Origin of the sequence: Myxococcus stipitatus DSM 14675 (assembly GCF_000331735.1) — a bacterium.
Taxonomy (GTDB): domain Bacteria; phylum Myxococcota; class Myxococcia; order Myxococcales; family Myxococcaceae; genus Myxococcus; species Myxococcus stipitatus.
The window spans coordinates 6378768-6398696 of sequence record NC_020126.1; the positions used below are offsets into that span (position 1 = coordinate 6378768).

Annotated in this window: 3 protein-coding genes and 1 riboswitch; all 3 genes read right to left on the bottom strand. The window is 70.1% G+C overall.

Annotation, left to right across the window (positions count from 1 at the left end; translation table 11 throughout):
• Positions 1–3: 3 nt before the first annotated feature.
• From MYSTI_RS45375 to MYSTI_RS40960, 3 genes are read right to left on the bottom strand one after another with little or no spacing between them, the layout of a single operon-like run.
• The gene (locus MYSTI_RS45375) at positions 4–9603 is read right to left on the bottom strand and encodes a hybrid non-ribosomal peptide synthetase/type I polyketide synthase (RefSeq protein WP_015350515.1); all 9600 of its coding nucleotides are present in this window, start codon (positions 9601–9603) and stop codon (positions 4–6) included.
• Positions 9600–13646: a non-ribosomal peptide synthetase gene (locus tag MYSTI_RS24640; protein ID WP_015350516.1), complete on the bottom strand. Its 4047-nt coding sequence runs from the start codon at positions 13644–13646 to the stop codon at positions 9600–9602. The genes MYSTI_RS45375 and MYSTI_RS24640 overlap by 4 nt, the downstream gene beginning before the upstream one ends.
• Complete coding sequence (locus MYSTI_RS40960; protein WP_169558660.1) at positions 13643–19234, bottom strand: type I polyketide synthase; 5592 nt, start codon at positions 19232–19234, stop codon at positions 13643–13645. The genes MYSTI_RS24640 and MYSTI_RS40960 overlap by 4 nt, the downstream gene beginning before the upstream one ends.
• Before the next feature lie 574 nt (positions 19235–19808).
• Positions 19809–19879, top strand: a riboswitch (S-adenosyl-L-homocysteine riboswitch).
• The last annotated feature ends 50 nt before the right edge of the window (positions 19880–19929 follow it).

Below are 19929 nucleotides of genomic sequence, written 5' to 3' on the forward strand. Positions count from 1 at the left end.
GGGCTAGTCCCCGTCCATCCACTTCTCGAGAGCCGCGAGCTTCAGGTCGAGCCTCGACCCCAGCTCCTCGGGCGGGAGCTGCTCGAGCTCCGTCAGTCCGCCGTCCGCTCCCTCGGTGGGAACGGGCTCCGCGGCGGCCCGCAGCGGGCCGAGCGCGAAGACCTCTGTCGCCAGGTGCTCCGTGAGGGAGTCGATGCTCGGGTGTTCGAACACCAGCGTGGCCGCCAGGGGACGCTCGACCCCCAGGCTCGTCTGGAGCCGGTTGCGCAGCTCGATGGCGAGGAGTGAGTCGAGCCCCGCGTCGAACAACCCCAAGCCCCCCGACATCTGCTTCGCCGCATCCAACCCCAGCACCTGCGCGACCTGCTGGTGGATATGGTCGAAGAGCGTCTCCTGCTGACGGTTCCGCTGCTGTCCCTTCAGTCGCTCCCACATCGGCACGACCTTCGACCGGGGCAGGGAGACACGCGCGTCGTCGAGCACGTTCCGCAACAGCCCCACCGCGCCCGACTCGGACTGACGCCGCGCATACCGGGACCAGTCGACAGGCAACACCGCCACCTGCGTGCGCCCTGAGTCCAGCACCTGCCCCAGCAGCTCCAGCCCCTGGGCCGGGTCAATCCAGTCGAACCAGCGACGCTGCTCCGGAACCTCCAGCGAGGCCGCCATGCCCGCGCCGCTCCAGGGTCCCCAGTTGATGCTCACGGCGGGAAGGCCCAGCGCCTGGCGGTGATGCGCGAGCGCATCCATGAACGCATTCGCCGCCGCGTAGTTGGACTGTCCCGCCGCGCCCAGCACGGCGGAGGACGACGAGAACAGGACGAAGAAGTCCAGCGGCAGGGACTTCGTCTGCTGATGCAGGTTCCAGCTCCCTTGCTGCTTGGGGGCCAGCACCCGCTCGAAGCGCTTCCAGTCCAGGGACAGGAGGGTTGCGTCCTCCACCACCCCCGCCGCATGCACCACACCGCGCAGGGGATACCCGCTCGCGGCGATGGCACCGAGGATGCGGGACACATCCTCGGGATGGGAGACATCCCCTTGGACGCAGTCGACGCTCGCCCCCGCTTGCGCCAGGGAGCGCACCTCGTCGCGCGCCGCCTCGCCCACGGCGGAGCGCCCCATCAACACCAGGTGCCGCGCCCCCTGGTCCACCAGCCACCGCGCCACATGCAGGCCCAGGGCTCCCAGGCCTCCGGTGATGAGGTAGCTCGCCTCCGGATGGACCCGCGCCCCGGGAGGTCGCGCTGGATTCGACACGGGGCAGCGCGTGAGTCGCGCGACCCATCGCTGGCCCTCCCTGTAGGCGACCTGCTCGCCTTCGGGGGACTGGCGAAGCTCGGCCATCAGCAGCTCGGGCTCACGGGCGTCTGCCACCGCGTCGAGGTCGATGAGCCCGCCCCACGAGTCTGGATGCTCCAAGGCCATCGCGCGCCCGAGCCCCCACAGCTCCGCGTTCAGGACCGCCGGGACAGACGCCTCATGCCCCGTGCACTGCACACCTCGCGTCACCATCCAGAGACGCGGCGACACCACCGCGCTTCGTCTCGCGAGTTCCTGCGCCAGCAGCAGTGCGCCCTGACAGGCTGGGACCTCTGCCCGAGCATCGAGCCCCCAGAGGAACACGGCTCCACGGCATGCAGGAGCCCCGGGTCCAGCGACCTCGCGGAACAGCCGCGCGAAGTCGTCCGCACGAGCGGGGTCCACCGTGAAGGCGCTTCCTCCTTGTGAGGAATAGGCAGCACCGGGACGAACCCATACACAGCGGGCGCCCCCCGCCTCCAACGACCGGGCGAGCGAGACTCCGACGCCGCCCTCATCCGTGAACACCAGCCAGGTCTCGGGGCGGGCCGTACCCCCAACAGGAGCCGGGGCCAGAGGACGCGGCTCCCAGCTCACCTCATAGGTCCAGTCCCGACCCTTTCCGAGGAGCCGCTGCAACGCGGAGGAGCTGACCTGATGGAAGCGGAGTCCCTCCAGCTCGGCGCACACCTCGCCTGATTCATTCAGCAGGCAGACCGTTCCGGTCAGCGCGCTTCCCGCCGCGGAGGTCTCGCGCGCAATCGCCACATGACTCCAGCAAGACGTCCCGGGCTCACGCCACACCCGGAGCTTCTTCACCGAGACAGGCAGGTACAGGCTCGCGTCCGCTTCGAGGAACAACGCGCCGCAGACCTGGAGACAGGCATCGAGCAGCACCGGATGGAGGCTCACTCCCAACGCGTCAGCCGACAGGTCGTCGGGGAGCTGAACCCATCCCAGGGCTTCACCCGTCCCCAGGAGGATGCGCTCGACGCCGCGGAAGGAGGGGCCGTACTGAATCCCTCGCGCCTGGAAGTGCTCATAGAGCGCCGCGACGGAGACTTCCTTCGGGCACCGCGCCAGCAACGCATCCAAGGCACGTGGCGAGGGAGCGGCGTCTCGCGCGGCCCGCTGGAGCGTCCCGGAGGCATGGAGCTTCCACTCGGCCTCCGTCGCTCGAGGGTCCGCGCTGAAGACCTGGAAGGACAGCACGTCATCGCCGGCCGGGGGGGTGATGAGCTGGAGCGTTCGCTCCGCCTCGTCGTGCAGGACAAGGGCTTCGTGGATGCGCAGGTCTTCGACCGCATGTGCGCCGGCACCCAAGAGCTTCGCCGCGGCCGCGCGCGCCAGCTCCATCAGGACCGTCGACGGCAGCACCGAGACACCCTGGACCCGATGCTCCGAGAGGAATGGCAACACACTCGCGCCGAGAGAGGACTCGAAGACCGTTTGCGTGAGAGCAGGTGATCGAAGGCGACGGCCGAGCAGTCCTTGCCCCGAGGGAGTCGTGGGCGCGGGGTGCGTGCTCTCGCGGGGGCGCTCCAACCAGAAGCGCTCGCGTTGAAAGGGATACGTGGGCAATGGCACTCGCCGCCTCTCCCGTCCCCCCTCCAGCTCCCCCCACTTCACCTCCACCCCTTTCACATACAGCCTCGCCGCACTCCCCAGCAGCTCCTCCCTGTCACTCCTCCCCGGCTTCAGGCTCCCCACCCACTCCGCTTCCCCCAAGTACCTCTTCCCCAGCCCCGTCAGCGTCGCCTTCGGCCCCACCTCCACGAAGACCCGGTAGCCCTTCTCATACAGCCCCCTCAATCCCTCCCACCACCTCACCGGCTCCCTCAGCTGCCTCCCCCAGTACCTCCCCTCCCTCGCCTCGTCCCCCCTCACCTCCCTCCCGCTCACATTCGACACCCACTCCACCTCTCCCCTCTCCATCCTCACCCTTCCCGCCACCCTCTCGAATTCCTCCCTCATCGGCTCCATCAACGACGAATGAAACGCATGCGTCGTCTTCAGCCTCCGACTCTCCTTCCCCTTCCCCCTCAACCTCTCCACCACCTCCTCCACCTCCTCCTCCCTCCCCGACAGCACCACCTCCTCGGGCCCGTTCACCGCCGCTATCAACCCTCCTCCCCCTTCCCTCCTCACCTCCTCCTCCCCGCACATCACCGCCACCATCCTCCCCCCCTCCTCCATCCCCTCCATCAACCTCCCTCTCTCCATCACCAGCTTCAGCCCCTCCTCCCACCCGAAAACTCCCGCCACACTCGCCGCCACGTACTCACCCAGGCTGTGCCCCATCACCGCCGCTGGCTTCACCCCCCACTTCTTCCACATCTGCGCCAGGCTCCACTCCACCGCGAACAACGCCCCCTGGGACACCCGGCTCTTCTCCAGCTCCTTCCCCTTCCCCCCGTACAGCACCTCCAGCAACGACTCCCCCGTCTCCCTCCTCATCACCTCGTCGCACTTCCTCATCTCTTCCCGAAACGTCTCCTCCGTCTCGTACAGCTCCCTCCCCATCCCTTCCGCCTGCACCCCCTGCCCCGTGAAGAGCATCACCACCTCTTCCCCTCCCACCTTCTTCGCCTGCCCCACCGCTCCCTTCTCCACCACCCCTTCCCTCTCGTACCTCCCCAGCTCCTCCTTCAGCTCCTCCAGCGTCCTCCCCACCACCGCCACCCTCTGCCCGTACCTCCCTCTCCCCTCGTTCGCCGTGAAGCACACGTCCCCCACCTCACCCTCCGCGCTCCTCGCGTACCTCCCCGCCAGCTCCCTCAGCGCCTTCTCGCTCCTCGCCGACAGCGCCAGCACGTGCGCTCTCACCTCCTCCTTCTCTTCCTTCCTCGACTCCTCCGGCGCCTCTTCCAGCACCACGTGCGCGTTCGTCCCGCCGATGCCAAACGAGCTCACGCCCGCCCTGCGCGGAGTCTCGTCACGACGCCACTCCGTCAGGCGCGTGTTCACCGTGAAGGGGCTGCGCTCGAAGTCAGCGGGAGGCCGCTTGAAGTTCAAGCTCGGGGGGAGGGCTCGATGCTGGAGCGACAGCACCGTCTTGATGAGTCCCGCGATTCCGGCGGCCACCTCCAGGTGCCCCACGTTCGTCTTCACCGAGCCGATGGGCCAGGGGCCCGCGCTCCCCGTGTCGATGCCGAATGCCTGCTGAAGCGCGGACAGCTCAATCTGGTCTCCCAGGGGCGTGCCCGTGCCGTGGGTCTCGATGTAGCCGATGCTGGCGGGACTCACTCCCGCGGCGGCCAACGCGGCGGAGATGACCGCGGCCTGGCCTTCCTGGCTCGGGGCCGTGTAGCCGGCCTTCATCGCTCCGTCGTTGTTGATGGCGGAGCCTCGGATGACCGCGCGGATGCAGTCACCGTCCGCGAGCGCGTCCTTCAACCGCTTGAGGACCACCACCCCCGCGCCGCTCCCGAAGAGCGTCCCTCTCGCGTCCGCGTCGAATGCCCGGCAGTGGCCATCGGGAGAGAGGATGGCGCCTTGCTCGAAGAGGTAGCCGGACTTCTGCGGCAACCGCACGGCCACGCCTCCCGCCAGCGCCATGTCGCACTCGCGGTTGCGCAGGGCCTGACTGGCCAGGTGCACGGCGACGAGCGACGAAGAACACGCCGTCTGGACACTGACGCTGGGCCCCTTCAGGCCCAGGCGATAGGACACGTGGGTGGCCAGGTAGTCCTTGTCGTTCCCAATCAACGACTGGAGGTCGCGGACGATGCCCTCGCGCCCCACCTTCGAGCCCAGGTGGTACAGCAGGTAGTTGCTGAGGATGGAGCCCGCGTAGACGCCCACGAGCTTGTCGAGCCGCTTCGGGTCATAGCCCGCGTCCTCGATGGCTTCCCACACACACTCCATGAAGATGCGGTGCTGCGGGTCCGTCAGCCGGGCCTGCTTCGGCATGAAGCCGAAGTGCTCGGCGTCGAAGAACTCCACGTCGTCGAGGACCGCGGCGGCTCGGACGTAGTCCGGATGGTCCAGCCGCGAGGCATCCAACACCGAACCTCGCAGCTCCGCGTCGGTGAAGAAGGTGACCGACTCGACGCCCTCGCGCAGGTTCCGCCAGAACTCCTCCAGCGTCCTCGCCCCCGGGAAGCGCCCGGACATGCCCACGATGGCGATCGCCGACTCCAGCCCCGCTTCCGGAACTCGCTCCACGGACTGCCGAGGCGCTTCACGCCGGGCCTCCACACGTGGCGCGGCAACGGATGACTCGGAGCCTCGTGCCGACACGAACTCCGCCAACGCGCTGACCGTGGTGAAGCGGAACATCTGCGCGATCGGGAGGTCGACCCCGAGCCGCTCACGCATCTTGCGATGAATCTGGACCACCTGGACCGACGTGCCGCCCAGGTCGAAGAAGTTCCGATGGACGTCCACCTCGTCGAGGTGGAGCACCTCCTGGAGGATGGTGGCCAGCGAGCGCTCCAGCTCCGTCCGAGGCGCGCGTGCCGCGGGGGCTCGAGTCACCGGGGCCTCGCTGGGCGGACGGAGCGCGTCGCGGTCCACCTTGCCGTTGGACGTCAGCGGAAGCGCGTCCATCAGCACGAAGGCATTGGGGACCATGTAGTCCGGCAGCTTCGCCATGAGGTGACGGCGCAGCTCATCGGGAAGCGACGTGCCCGAGGAGACCCGCACCTCGCCTCCGACTCCGCCCCCGAGGAAGCTGTGGAGCAGGACATGCTGCTCGCCCAGGTCGAACAGCCCCCGCAGCGACGCGAAGTCCAGACCACCGACAGGACAGAGCCCCAGCTCTCCCCCGGCCGCCGAGCTCATCATCAGCTGCGCGATGTAGCCCGCCTCCAGCAGACAGAAGTCCCGCGCGAGCTCCCCATACAAGGGCTCGATGGCGCTCAGCTGTCCCACGAGGAAGACCGAGAACGCCGCGCCGTCGAAGACCGCGCGGTTGGCGGGCGCGTGCAGACTCCGGCTCATCGCCGCGTCCGCCGTCAGCAACACCAGTTGGTGATTCTTCGGATGGTAGTAGTACGTGCCGCCCCCGAGCCCCGTGACACGCCCAGCCTTCACGTGCAGGTAGACCTGGACCGGATAGAGCCCCCCCGCCGAGGCGTACTGATACTTGGGCAGCAGCGAGTCCTCGAGCGGGACCTGCATGAGGCAGCCCAGCAGCCCCCCGAGCAGCTCGGCGCTGACCTGGCCCGCATGGAATGCGCGATGGCTCTTCCGCGCGGTGACCCTCCGCAGCGCCTCCGCGTCGAGCACGGGCCGCTGGAGCGACACGGCCTCCCGGTGCCCGACGTCGTCTCGCAGGCCGGGGCTCTTCAGCTTGAACTCGAGCCGCTCGACAGGGTCCGAGATGACGCCCAGCCGAGGCGCGGGTTCATGCGCCTCCGCGAGCTGCGCCTCCGCCGGCGCCGCGTCCGCGACGACGTAGGCCACGAGTCGCCGAGCGCCCCCGGGCTTCCCCACCGCGTTGACCACGGCGCCGCGCACCGAGGGGTGCGTGCTCAGCGCGGCCTCGATCTCTCCCAGCTCGATGCGATGGCCCTGAACCTTGACCTGGAAGTCCTCGCGGCCCAGGAACTCGATGTAGCCCTCCGGGCGGAAGCGCCCCAGGTCCCCCGTCGCATAGAGCCGCTCGCCCGTGCGCGGATGCGTGATGAAGCGCGAGGCCGTGCGCTCCGCGTCGCCGAAGTACCCGAGCGCGAGGCCGATGCCGCCGATGTAGAGCTGACCTGTCACCCACTCCGGACAAGGCTCCAGCGCCTCATCGAGCACGTGAAACTTCTGGTTCATCATGGGCGCGCCGTAGGGAATGGCTCGCCACGTCCGGTCCACCGCTTCGATGCGGTGGAGAATCGACCAGATGGAGGCCTCGGTGGCGCCGCCCAGGCTCACCAGCTCGACGCCCGGGCTCCGCGCGCGGATGCGGTCCGGCAACGTGAGGGGAATCCAGTCGCCGCTCATCCACACGAGCCGCAGCGAGTCAGGGAGCCGGCGCTGCTCGCCCTCCACGAACTCGACGAGCATCTCCATCAGCGCGGGCACGGAGTTCCACACCGACACGCGCCCGTGCTCCAGCATGGACAGCCAGTGGCCCGGGTCCCGCTGAGTCCCGGGTGCCGGCATCACGATGGCGCCGCCCGCGGCCAGCGTGCCGAACACGTCGTAGACCGACAGGTCGAAGCTGAGGGACGAGAGCGCGAAGACCCGGTCCTCGGGGCCCACGCCGAAGCGCTCGTTCATGTCGAGCAGCGTGTTGACCGCGCCCCGGTGGTCGATCATCACGCCCTTGGGCCGCCCCGTCGAACCGGACGTGTAGATGACATACGCCAGCCCATTGCCTTGCACGGGGGGGAGTCCGCCCTCCCGCAGGGGCAGGGACGGGGCCTGGTCCACCGCCAGTCGCACGGTGTCCTCGGGCCAGCTGAGCGTTCCTGCGAGGTGTGACTGCGTGAGGACGAGCCCCACCCGCGCGTCACGCAGCAGCGTGTGGAGCCGCTCCGTCGGCAGCGCCGGGTCCAGGGGGAGATAGGCGGCGCCCGCGCGCAGGATGGCCAGCGCGGCCACGACCTGCTCGGGCCCCTTCTCCGCGACGATGGCCACCCACCGGTCCGGCCCGGCCCCATGAGACAGGAGCCAGGAGGCGACTCGGGCCGAGCGTTCCTCCAGCGCTCCATAGCTGAGCACCGCGTCCCGGGTGATGACCGCCGGAGCCTCTGGACGCTCCGCTGCCCGTCGAAGGAACAGGTCCTCCATCCGCTCCGGAGACACCGGACGCCGCGTGGCGTTGTAGGCCTCACGTCGCGCGAGCTGCTCGGGCGGGAGCGGCTGACGCGCGGGGGACTCCCACGCGGAGGCGTCCTCACTCAACCGGTGCAGCAGCCGGACATAGGCCGCGAACACCGTGTCCAGCAGCCCCGGCGGGAACAGCGCCTCGACGGCGTCCCAGCTGAAGTAGAGGCTGTCATCGAGCTCGAAGACCTGGTGGTCCAGCCAGACCTGCGGCGTCTGACTGAGGACCTCGACGATGCGGACCCCGGGGCCCAGGCGCAGCACGCGACCTGTCTCCGTGAGGAGGCTCGTGAACACGTAGGGCATGCCCGTGCTCGTGTCCAGGCGACCCAGGCGGTTCGCCTCGCGCATCACCTGCACACTCGACACGGCCGAGTGCTCCAGGTCCTCGAAGAACTGCCCCTGGAGGCGCCGGGCCCGCTGCGCGAAGGTCTCCGCGTTCGTGCCATCCACCTCCAACAGGATGCCGGAGGTGAAGTCACCGACGAGCTGCTCCACGTCCTCGAAGAACGGCAGCCGGTTGAACAACGTCAGGTTGAGCGTCATGCGGTTGCTTCGGCTGTGCGCGCGAAGCACCTCCGCGAACGCGGCCCCCAGCGCCATCGAGGCCGTCACTCCCGCGGCGGACGCATGCCGACGGAAGGCCCGCCAGGCGGCCGGCTCCAGCTCCGCCTTCCTGCGAACAAACCGGCGCGGACCGCTCACGTCCGCGTCGGCGGAGAGCGGCAGCTCCGGCGGCCCCGGCAGGGTCTCGAGCCGCTTCCTCCAGTACTCCAGCGAGCGCTGATACGCCGAGGCCCCCTGCTCCCGACGCCGCTGCGCGAGCGCGCTGAAGTACTCACGGAACGTGTGCTCCAGCCTGGGCAGCGGAGCGTCCAGGTCCCCGTACAACAAGGTGCACTGCTCGATGAGGAGCTGGAGGCTGAAGGCATCCGCCATCAGCAGGTCGAAGCTGACGTGGAGGTGGACCGTCCCGCCGGGCAGTCGCGAGGCACGGACGTCGAACAGCGGAAAGCGGTCCGCGGGGAGCACCTGATGCGAGAGCTCACCGCGAATCGCCAGCAGGTGCCGGTCCACCTCCCCCCGCGTCCCGTGCGTCAGGTCGTAGGTCGTGATGCGGAAGGGCGGCACCGAGGCGAGGACCCGCTGCTCACCCGTCGGCAGGACCACCATGCGCAGCATGTCGTGGTGCTCGATGAGCCGCTGGAACACCCGCTCGAGCCGCTCCGGGTCCAGCGTGTCGAACGCCACCTCCAGATAGCCATGGGCAGCGACGCCTCCCGCGTCGAAGGCGTCTTGCCGACCCACCCAATAGGCATTCTGGAGGTCGGTGAGCGGAAACGGAGCGAAGCGCGCTTCGTCGGTGGCGCGAGGGAGGGAGCGAAGGTGCTCCAGGAGCTGGGTCTTCCGCTCTCGCAGCACCGCGCGCAGGCGCTCCGTGAGGTGCCCGGGAGGCGCGCGGAAGCGCAGCGCGTCCCCTTCCGCCCACAGCTCGATGCCCTTCTGCTGAAGCTCGGCGAGGAGCTCGGACGCGCTCATAGCGCCCCCTCTTCCCAAGCCAGCGCGCCACCGAGCAGGCCGTGGAGGTACTCGTGCCGCTCCTCGAGTCGGAAGGCGGTGCGAAGCGCCTCGAAGCGCAGCCCGCCCACCTGACACAGGCCCAGCTGCTGCTCGGCGGCGCGCAGCTCCAGGAGCTGCGACATGAGCCCCGCTTCGAGCAGGGCGAAGTCCCGCCACTTCTCTCCATACAGCGGCTCGACGGCACGTCGGTCACACACCAGGAAGAGCGAGAACGCGGAGCGCTCGAACACCTGTTGATTCGTGGGCGCATGCAGCGACGCGTCCACTCCGCTCGAGTCAGCGAGCCGGACGAGCCCCTGGCGCACGGGGTCCAGGTAGTAGGCCCCCGCCTCCAGGCCCCTGACTCTTCCCGGCGACGCGGACAGGTAGAGCTGCACCGAGTAGGTACCGCCGGCCGAGCCATACTGGTACTTGAAGCGCCCCTCGACGTCGATGGAGCACAGGCACGACAACAGCCGCCCCACGGACTCCGCGGTCGCCGGCTCCGAGGAGAAGCTCCGGTGACTGGACCGCTCCAGGGCGCGCCTTCTTCGCGCCTCTTCATTCGAGTTGCCTCGAAGCGCCACCGTCGTCACCTGCTCGAAGGTGCGGACGCCGTGGCGGGCGCGCTTCCAGACCTCGCGCTGCTCCAGGTCCAGAATCAACCCCGCCTCGCTCGCCGCGCACGAGCCCTTGGACTCCATGGGCTGGCGCTCGGCGTAGTACGCCACGATCTCCGCGACGTTCCGGAGCGTGAGGAACTCCGTCATCCGGGGCCGGCTCCCGAACACCTGCTCCAGCCGCGTCGCCAGCTTGATGAGCTCCACCGACGTGGCGCCCAACCGGAGCAGCGGGGCTTCCGGGTCGATGTGCGGACGCTTGAGTGTCTCCGCGACGAGCTCGCTGACCTTCGCGAGCAGGAGTCCATTCCGCGCCTCCAGCGCGGGCGAGGGCCCCGTCGACTTCGCGACCGGCTCGGGCAGGGCCTTGCGGTCGACCTTGCCATTCGCGGACCTGGGCAGCGCGGACAGGCTGACGAAGACACCTGGGACCATGTAGTGCGGCAAGGTCTCGCCGAGGAACTGGCGCAGCACCTCGTCCGAGGGCGCGCTGTGCCCCGCCCCCGGGACGACGTAGGCGACGAGCCTGCGGAGCGTCTTCTCACCCGGCGCGGCCACCACGGCGTCTCGCAGCGTCGGGTGCTTGAGCAGCGCGGCCTCGATTTCGCCCAGCTCGATGCGGTGCCCGCCCACCTTCACCTGGAAGTCCTTGCGGCCGAGGAACTCGATATCCCCACCGGGCATGAAGCGGCCCAGGTCTCCGGTCCAGTAGAGGCGCTCGCCCGTCACCGGGTGCTCGATGAAGCGCTCGCGCGTCAGGGACTCGTCACCGAAGTAGCCCCGCGCCAGTCCCTCTCCGGCGATGTAGAGGTCCCCGGGAACGTGCTCGGGTCGAGGAGACAGGGTCTCGTCCAGCACGTGGAAGCGCTGGTTCGCCATGGGGCGGCCGTAGAGGATGCTGCGCGCCGCGCGCTCCACCTTGCCGATGGGATGGAGAATCGACCAGACGGCGCCCTCCGTCGCGCCGCCCAGGCTGATGACTCGCACCTCGCTGGAGAGGGCTCGGATGCGGTCCGGGAGGGTGACGGGAATCCAGTCACCGCTGAGCAACACCAGCCGCAGCGAAGCCGGGAGCCGCTCGCCACGAGACTCGAGCAGGTCCACCAGCATCTCCATCAACGTGGGGACCGAGTTCCACACCGTCACGCGCTGCTCTCGCAGCCACCGCAGCCAGGTCGAAGGCTCCCACGTCGCTTCGGGCCGCGGCAGCACGAGCGCCGCACCCGCCGCGAGGCTGCCGAAGATGTCGTAGACGGAGAGGTCGAAGCCCAGCGACGAGAGACCGAAGACGCGGTCCTCCGGGCCGACCCTGAAGCGCGCGTTGATGTCCAGCAAGGTGTTCGCCGCGGCGCGATGCTCCACCATCACGCCCTTGGGGCGCCCCGTCGAACCCGAGGTGTAGATGCAGTACGCCAGGTCCGACGCCCGCCGCGAAGGCAGCCGAGGCGGCCGCCGGTCCGCGACGTCGGGAATGGTCACCACCCGAATCCCATCGGGCCACGCGAGCCGCTCCGCGCGAGAGGCGTCCGTCACCACCACGCGGACCCGCCCCTCCAGGAGCAACAGCCGACGACGCTCGTCCGGGAGCGAGGGCTCGATGGGGAGATACGCGGCCCCCGCCAGGTGGATCCCCAGCACCGCGACCACCTGGCGCCAGCCTTTCTCCAGGACCACGGCCATCAGCTCATCGGGCCGAGCCCCCAGCTCCAGGAGGTGTTCCGCCAGTGCTCCGGCGTGCCCTCGGAGCTGGCCATGGGTCAGCGTGCGTCCCTCGTCGAGCACCGCGACGCGCTCGGGGGCGCGCTCCGCCTGCGCGAGGAAGAGGTCGTCCAGCCGCGTCTCCAGGATGTGCGTCGCGGTGGCGTTGAAGGACTCGCGCCGCTGCGACTGCGCCGGGGGGAGTCGCACCGGCGTGACCTCGTCCCACGCCGAGGGGTCGTCCGCGAGCCGGATGAGGAGGGCCTCCTGCGCGGAGAAGGCATCCTCGAGCAGTCCCTCCGGAAAGAGCCCCTCCGGGCTGTCCCACGAGAAGCGCAGCACGCCGTCGTCCTCGAGGACCTGGTGGTCGATCCACACCTGCGGCGTCTGGGAGATGGCGTAGGCCTGCTTGCCCAGCCACCCGAAGAGGAGTCCTCCCTCGGCTCGGGCGGAGCGGTGCCCCAGCAGGCTGGTGAAGACGATGGGCATCAGCCCTCCGCTTCCCTCCCGCCGCCTCGCGCGCTCGCGCATCACGCGCACCCCGCTGAACTCCAGGTGCTCGAGGTCCCGCGCCAGTTGGTCCCGCAGCGCCACCGCACGCTGGCGGAACGTCATGCCCTTTCCATCCACCTCCAGCAGCACGTTCGTCGTGAAGTCCCCCACGACCTTGTCGATGGCCGGATGGATGGGAGGGCGCTGGAACAAGGTGAGGTTGAGACAGAAGCGCCGCGTCTCACTCCAGCTCGCGAGCACCTCCGAGAACGCCGCGCAGACGACGCCCGAGCGCGTGAGCCCCGCCTCCGCCGCGCGCTCCTTCAACAGCGCCCAGCGGCGCGCGTCCAGGCCCCCTCGCAGGCGACGGAACGAAGGCCGGACCAGGTGCTCTGGCGAGGTGGCCAGCGGGAGCACGGGCGCATCGGGGAGGTCCTCCAGGCGCGCGGTCCAGTAGGCCTCCGCGCTCCGCCAGGCGCTTGTCTCCCGCGCGGCCTTCTCCGCGAGGACATGGTCCCGGAACGTCACGGGCACCGGCTCCAGGCGGCGGTCCGGGTCGGCGGAGAGCTCCCTCCACTCGTCCGAGAGGGCCATCATGGACGCGGCATCCATCGTGATGGCGTCGAGGTCGATGTGGATGCGCGCCTTGCCACCATCGAGGAGCGTCGCGCGCAGCTCGAAGGTCGGCCAGTGCCCGGGGGGCGTGGACCGGTTCGACAGCTCCCGGCGGACCTCCGCGAGCTTCGCCTCCACCGCGTCGGGGGGCTGCCCCCGCAGGTCCATCACCGGCATGGAGAACGGCGGCACGCTCTCCAGCACGCGCTGCTCACCGGACGGGAGCACCACCGAGCGCAGCATGGGGTGCTGGTCGATGAGGCGCTGCCAGGCCCCCGACAGGCGGCCGAGGTCCAGGCCGTGTCCATCGAACTCGTGGTACAGGTGGCAGGAGACGCCCCCGACTCCGAAGTCGATGCCGTGCCCCACCAGGTACGCTTCCTGGAGGTCCGTCAGCGGGAAGGGCTCGTGGGAGACCTCGGCGCGTGGCAGGGCCCGGCGCAGCGCTTCCAGGATTTCGTCCTTCCTGGCGGCGATGTGCTTCTGGAGGTCCGGAGTGATGACGTTGCGCGCGGCGCGGATGCGCAGGTGCTCGTCCTCGACCCTGAGCTCCACCCCCAACCGCATCAGCTCTGAAATGAGTTCGGTGGCATTCAAAATCGGAACTCCTCCATCGAGTCGTTGGCGGCCACCTCGGTCGAGGGCGGCCGGGCAGCAAGGCTTTCGAGGGCGAGCTTCACGAGCCCATCCAGGCTCAGGCCGCTCAGGAGCGTGACGGCGGAGACCGTCAACCCCAGCGACTGCGACAGCCGCGCCTTGAGTTTCATCCCCATGAGGGAGTCGAAGCCGAAGCGCACGAGGGGCAGCCGCGCATCGGGCAGCCCTCCCGGAAGCTCCAGCAGCAGGGCGACCTCCGTCTGGAGGAAGGTCTCGACGCGCGCGCGCCACTGCTCGGCCGGCAGCTGGACCAGCTCGTGGAGCGGAGGCAGGGCTTGGGGCGGCGCTGGACGCACGGCCTCTGGCGCCGCCGCCACGAGCCCCGCCACCACTTCCGGGAGCGGGAGCGAGGGCTCGGGGTTCGCCACCCAGTAGCGCTCCTTCCTCCACGGATACGACGGGAGCGGCACCCACGCTCCTCCCTCGGGGAAGAGGCGCGGCCACTCGGGCGAGACACCCGCGACGAACAGGCCGCCCAGCATCGAGAGCAGGGACTCGCGCAGGGAGGCGTCCTCCCGCAGCGCGGGCAACACCGTCGCGTGCCGGGCGCACCGCTGGACGACGGGCGCGAGGAGCATGGCGGGGCTCAGCTCAACGAAAGTGCCGAGTCCGTCCTGCTCGAGGGCCGCGAGGGCGGACTCGATGCGCGTCCGCCCGTCCTGGTGCCGCGCCCAGTGGTCACTCGCGAAGTCTCCCGCCACCGCGCGCGCACCGGTGACCGACGAGTAGATGGGAATCGTCGGAAGGTGCGCGGTCACCTCCACCCGCTCACCCACCACTCCCGCCATGAGGAGGTGCACCGCGTCTTCCAGCGAGAGGACTCCCGCGACGTGCGCCGCGATGACTTCGCCGAAGCCGTCACCGAGCACCGCGTCGGGCTCGATACCGCAGGCGCGCAGCCGCGCCACGAGCGACAACTGCAAGGAGAAGCGTGCGAGCCGCTCGACACGGCTGGCGGAGAAGGCCCCCGGGTCCTTGCGCAGCTTCTCGATGACGGGCCCTCCCGCGAGCCGGTTCAGCACCGCATCCACGGACAGCAGGAGGTCCTGGAGGCCCGGGGCCTCGCTGAGCGCCTCGCTCGCGCTGTCGCTCCACAGCTCCTCATCACCGCTGAAGAGGAAGACGACGCCGGGTGCCCCACCTCGCGACGCGAACCCAGCGCGTGCCGAGGGAGGCGTCACACCCCGGCGGAAGGCCTCGAGGGCCACCGCCGCCTCCTGCTTGGAGCGAGCCACCACGGCGAGCCGATGCTCATGGTGGCTCCGACGACAGCTCGCCGAGTAGCACACGTCCCGAAGTGAGGCCGCCCGCCCTTCCCCTTCATCCACGAGCAGCGCGTGGAGACGCTCCGCGGACTCGCGCAGGGCCTCGGGGTCTCTCGCCGAGAGGACGAGCAGCTCCGGACCCTCTGGAGGAACCTCCGTGCGAGGGGGACGCGCGGGCGCCTCTTCCACGACGAGGTGTGCGTTCGTCCCGCTGAACCCGAAGGAGCTGACGCCCGCGACCCGCGAGCCGCCCTCGGGGGCTGGCCACGCCTGGTGCTCGGTGACCACCTCGATGGGGAGCTCGGCCCAGGGGATGTAGGGGCTCGGTGTCTCGAAGTGCAGGCTCCGCGGCAGCTCGCGGTGCCGCAAGGCGAGGAGCACCTTGAGCAGACTGGCGATGCCGGCCGCGCCCTCCAGGTGCCCCAGGTTCGTCTTCACCGAGCCGATGCGCAGCGGCGACGAGCGCGGACGCCCGGGCGCCAGCACCGAGGTGAGGGCCTCCACCTCGATGGAGTCACCCAGGGAGGTGCCGGTGCCATGGGCCTCGACGTAGCCGACGTCGAGCGGCGCGACACCGCCTTGCCGCAGCGCGCGCTGGATGACCCGCTCCTGGGAGGGACCACTGGGTGCCGTCAGCCCATTGGAGCGCCCGCCCTGACTGACGGCCGAGCCTCGCAGCACGCCCAGGATGGGCGCTCCTTCGGCGAGCGCATCCGACAGGCGCTTGAGCACCACGACGCCCGCGCCTTCCCCTCGGACGTAGCCGCTGGCGGCGCTGTCGAAGGCCCGGCATGCGCCGTCCGTCGACAGCACCCGGAGCTTCGAGAAGTAGACCGACATCCTCGGAGACAGCAGGAGGCTCGCGCCGCCGACGAGCGCGACGTCACACTCCCCTTCGCGCAGGCTCTGGCAAGCCAGGTGCGCGGCCACCAGGGAGGACGAGCACGCCGTGTCGACGGCGACGGCGGGCCCCTCCAGCCCCAGCGCGTAGGCGATCCGCCCCGCCGCGATGCTGTGGACGCTCCCGGAGCCCGAGTAGGCGTTGATGCCGCGAGGGTCTCGCGCGTTGAGCTCCAGCAGCGCGTAGTCGCTCAAGCAGAGGCCGACGAACACGCCCGTGGCCGTGCCCTGGAGCCGCTCCACCGCGACGCCCGCGCTCTCCAGTGCCTCCCAGCTCAGCTCCAGCAGCATCCGCTGCTGTGGGTCCATCGAGCGGGCCTCCGCCTTCGAGATGCCGAAGAAGGAGGCATCGAAGGCATCCACGTCGTCGAGGAACCCGCCATGCCGCGAGTACATCTTCCCCGGGGCCTCCGGGTCCGCGTCGTACCAGGCGTCCAGGTCCCACCGGTCCGAGGGCACCTCGCGCACGGCGTTCACACCGCCCGCGAGCAAGCGCCAGAAGTCCTCGGGACTCCGGACGCCGCCCGGGAAGCGGCACGACATCCCCACCACCGCGATGGGCTCGGCGCCGCCTGGCTTCACGCGAGCGCCCTTCACGGGCGTCGAGGAAGACGCGTCGGCATGGGAGCCCAGGCGCTCGCGCTGCCAGGCATACGTCGGTAGCTCGGTCATGTGTCCCCCCTTGGGGAAGAGCCCCTTCCACATGGGCTCGCGCCCCATCGTGTGAAGTGTTCCCAGCGCCTCCAGCAACGTCGGGCGGGGCGGCTGGTCACGGCGCAAGGAGCACAGCGCCGTGGTGCCCGGGAGGCTCGAGGCCTCCAGCGTCCGACTCAACATTCGCGACAGCACCGGGTCCGGAGCCAGCTCCACGAACCCGCGGACCCCCTCCGCGAGCATCGCCTGGATGACCGGCTCGAACAGGGCCCGCTGTCGCCAGAGGCTCTCGCGCCAGTGCGCCGAGTCCAGGTCCAACGCGGAGAGACGGCCTCCGCGAACGGAGGAATAGAGCGGCAGCAAGAGCGCCTGGGGAGCCGGGTCCCTCGTGCGACCCACGAGCAGCGCCAGGGCATCATCCAGCGAGAGCGCCCCCGCGAGGTGCGCCGCGCTGACCTCGCCGACGCCATGGCCGACCACGGCGTCAGGGCGGATGCCCCACGCGGACCAGAGCGCGGCGAGCGACACCTGGAACGCGAACAGCAACGGCAGCTCGACCTCGGCGCGGACCTGCTCGGACTGGACCGCCTGGATGAGCGACTCACCAATCAGCGCGCGGACGCTCTGCTCACAGCGCTCGAAGTGCTCGCGGAAGCGAGGCTCGTCCATCAGCGCGCGAGCGCACTCCCGGAACGGGAAGCCCTCCAGCCCCGAGAACACGAAGCCGATGCGCGGAGACACCCCCAGGCGCACCACCCCCTGGGCCCAGGGGAGCTTCGGAGTCCCCCTCCTCCCGAAGTCCTCCAGCCCTTCGGCCAAGGCGCTCCGGGAATGAGCGACCAGCGCCAGCCGGTGCTCATGGTGGTCGCGCCGCTGGCTCGCCGTGAAGCAGAGGTCCGACAGCGCGGCACGGCTTTGCTCGCGCAGGTGCTCGGCGGTGCGCCGTGCCTGCTCGCGCAGCGCCGGCTCCGTCCTCGCGGAGAGGACGAACAACTCGGCGGGCCCCTCGTGGGTGGCGGGCGTGTCGGCGCGTGGGCGGACGCGCTCCTCGCGCACCTCACAGCCCCGCTCGGCGAGGGCCGTGAGCGCGCGATGCAGCGTGGCGTGAGAGGCCTCTCCTCGCTGCAGGCTCGCCAGGACCTTCGCCGTGTCCGAGCGGCCCATGAAGTTCTCCTCGACCGAGCGCGCATGGATGGGATGCGGATTGACGTCGAGGAACAGCTCGTGGCCGGACTCGAGCAGGGCCTTCACCGCCGAGGAGAAGCGCACGCGCTTGCGGATGTGGTCCGTCCAGTACGACGGCCCCATCGAGGCCCCATCGGCGACGGCCCCCGTCACCGTCGACATCATGAGGACCCGCCCAGGCAGGGGCTTCAGCTCCGGACACTCCCGGAGGTGGCGCGCCAGGAAGGGCTCGAACGGCGGCAGGTGCCCCGCGACGTCGATGTCCACCCTCCGGGCGAAGACGCCCTCCGCGAGCCACCGCGACGTCAACTCCTGGAGCGCCGCGGGCTCTCCGCCAATCCCCGTGGAGCGGGGGCTGTTCTCCGACGCGATGGCGACGCGGCCCGCATACGGAGCCAGGCCCTGCTCCACGTCGGCGGCCGGCAAGCCCACGACGGCCATGGCCACCCCGCCGAAGGCCTCACGCATCACCTCCAGGAAGTGATGGGTGAGCGCGAAGGACTCCTCCAACGACAGAATCCCCGCCACGTGCGCCGCCGCCCACTCCCCCGCGCTGAAGCCCATCACCGCGCTCGGCTCGATGCCCCAATCCCGCCACAGCGCCGCGAGCGACACCTGGACCCCGAGGACGACGGGAAGCTGCACCGCGCCTCGGTCGAGCTTCGAGCCGGCCATGGGCGCGAAGAGCGCGTCCACCAGAGACCACCCTCCCAGGGGCTGGAACGCCGCATCACACGCCTCGAAGCTCGCGCGGAAGACAGGCTCGGTGCCCATCAGGTCCCGCGCCATCCCCCACCAGGCCGAGCCCGCGCCCGCGAAGACGAACGCAACCTTGGGAGGACTCCGCCCCGCCTCTCTCCGCACCGGCCACGACACCGGACACGACGAGGGCCGGTGCTCCTGGACGACGACACCCGGGCGCTCGGGCAGCCGCCCACGCGGACGACGCTTCCCGCGAAGGGTGAGCGCCCGCTCAATCAGCTCGGAGATGCCCACCGCGCCATCGGCGCTCCCCTGGCCTTCCCGCACGACACAGTAGATGGAGTCACCGTCGGCGAGCGCGCGCGGCAGCGGCTTGAGCACGACCACCCCCGCGCCGTGGCGAGGATGTGCGGGATTGAGAGGAACCGCCTCCACCAGCGCCAGGGTCGACGTCCCCCCCCGCATGCTTCGACAGGCTTCATGGAGCGCCTGGTCCATGACAAGACTGGGGCCCGCAAAGCCCAGACACCCGGAGACACAGCGGGCGACAAGACCGCCCGCACTCCCGCTGTCTGTCTGGAATGAAGGACCCGCGGCATCTGCCGAGGACACGCTGGCGAACACCCCCGTCCGGGTGCCTCGCAGGGACCGGGGCGCGATTCCCGCATCCTCCAGCGCCTCCCACGACAGCTCGAGCATCAGCCGCCGCCAAGGACCCAGCGCACCCGCCTCCTCGGGAGTGATGCCGAAGGCGTGGGCATCGAAGACGTCGACCTCACGGGGCGCCGAGGCGGCTCGATAGGACAGGCCAATGAGGGCCATCCACTCGCGGTCCTCCCGCTCGGCGCTACACGCACCCTCTTGCATTCCGTGCCTCGCAGCTTGCCTTCAAAAGCACACAGACCCTGGAGCCCCCTCCAACACGATGCTCGAGGTCTCTACACCCATCCCCCAAGCAATCCCATACATATTCGCACCGAACCCGAGGACACCGTGAAAACCCGGACAGACTTGAGATAGGCCCGGAGGCTTCGCGCCGACACGGAACTTTCGCGGCGGCGCGCCCTCTTCGAGACCCAGCGGGGGTGGACGGCTCGCGGGGCGCAAGAATGCAACACATTGGACACACAGCGGCGCCGCCGTCTCTCATTGTCAATGATTGCCATGAACTCCGGGGCCGGGTGGTCCCGCGTCACGGGGTGAACCCACGGGCATCGATGCGGGCTCGCCGCCTCCCGACGCTCCAGGTCCTCGTCCCCTGGAGGCGGCGCGGCCCTCCGGCCCCCCGCTTCTCCCACCGCCGAGCACCCTGTAGGCGTCCAGCGGTTGTCAGCCCGTTCCCCTGGGGGGCAATCTCCCTTTGAAATTCGCCGAGGCTTCCCGTAGTTTCGCCCGCGACTTCGAGGAGTGTTGCGAGGCCCCAAGCCCCAGGCTCGAAGCGGATTGTCCCAACGGCACTCACCTGTACGCGCTGCTTGCGAGGGTGAGACCGCTTGCCACGGCTCGCCGGGTCCTCG

Bases quoted from the DNA above. Each gene is read 5' to 3' on its own strand.
- MYSTI_RS45375 (WP_015350515.1), bottom strand. From the start codon at position 9,603: ATGAGCGCGTCCGAGCTCCTCGCCGAGCTTCAGCAGAAGGGCATCGAG.
- MYSTI_RS40960 (WP_169558660.1), bottom strand. From the start codon at position 19,234: ATGGCCCTCATTGGCCTGTCCTATCGAGCCGCCTCGGCGCCCCGTGAG.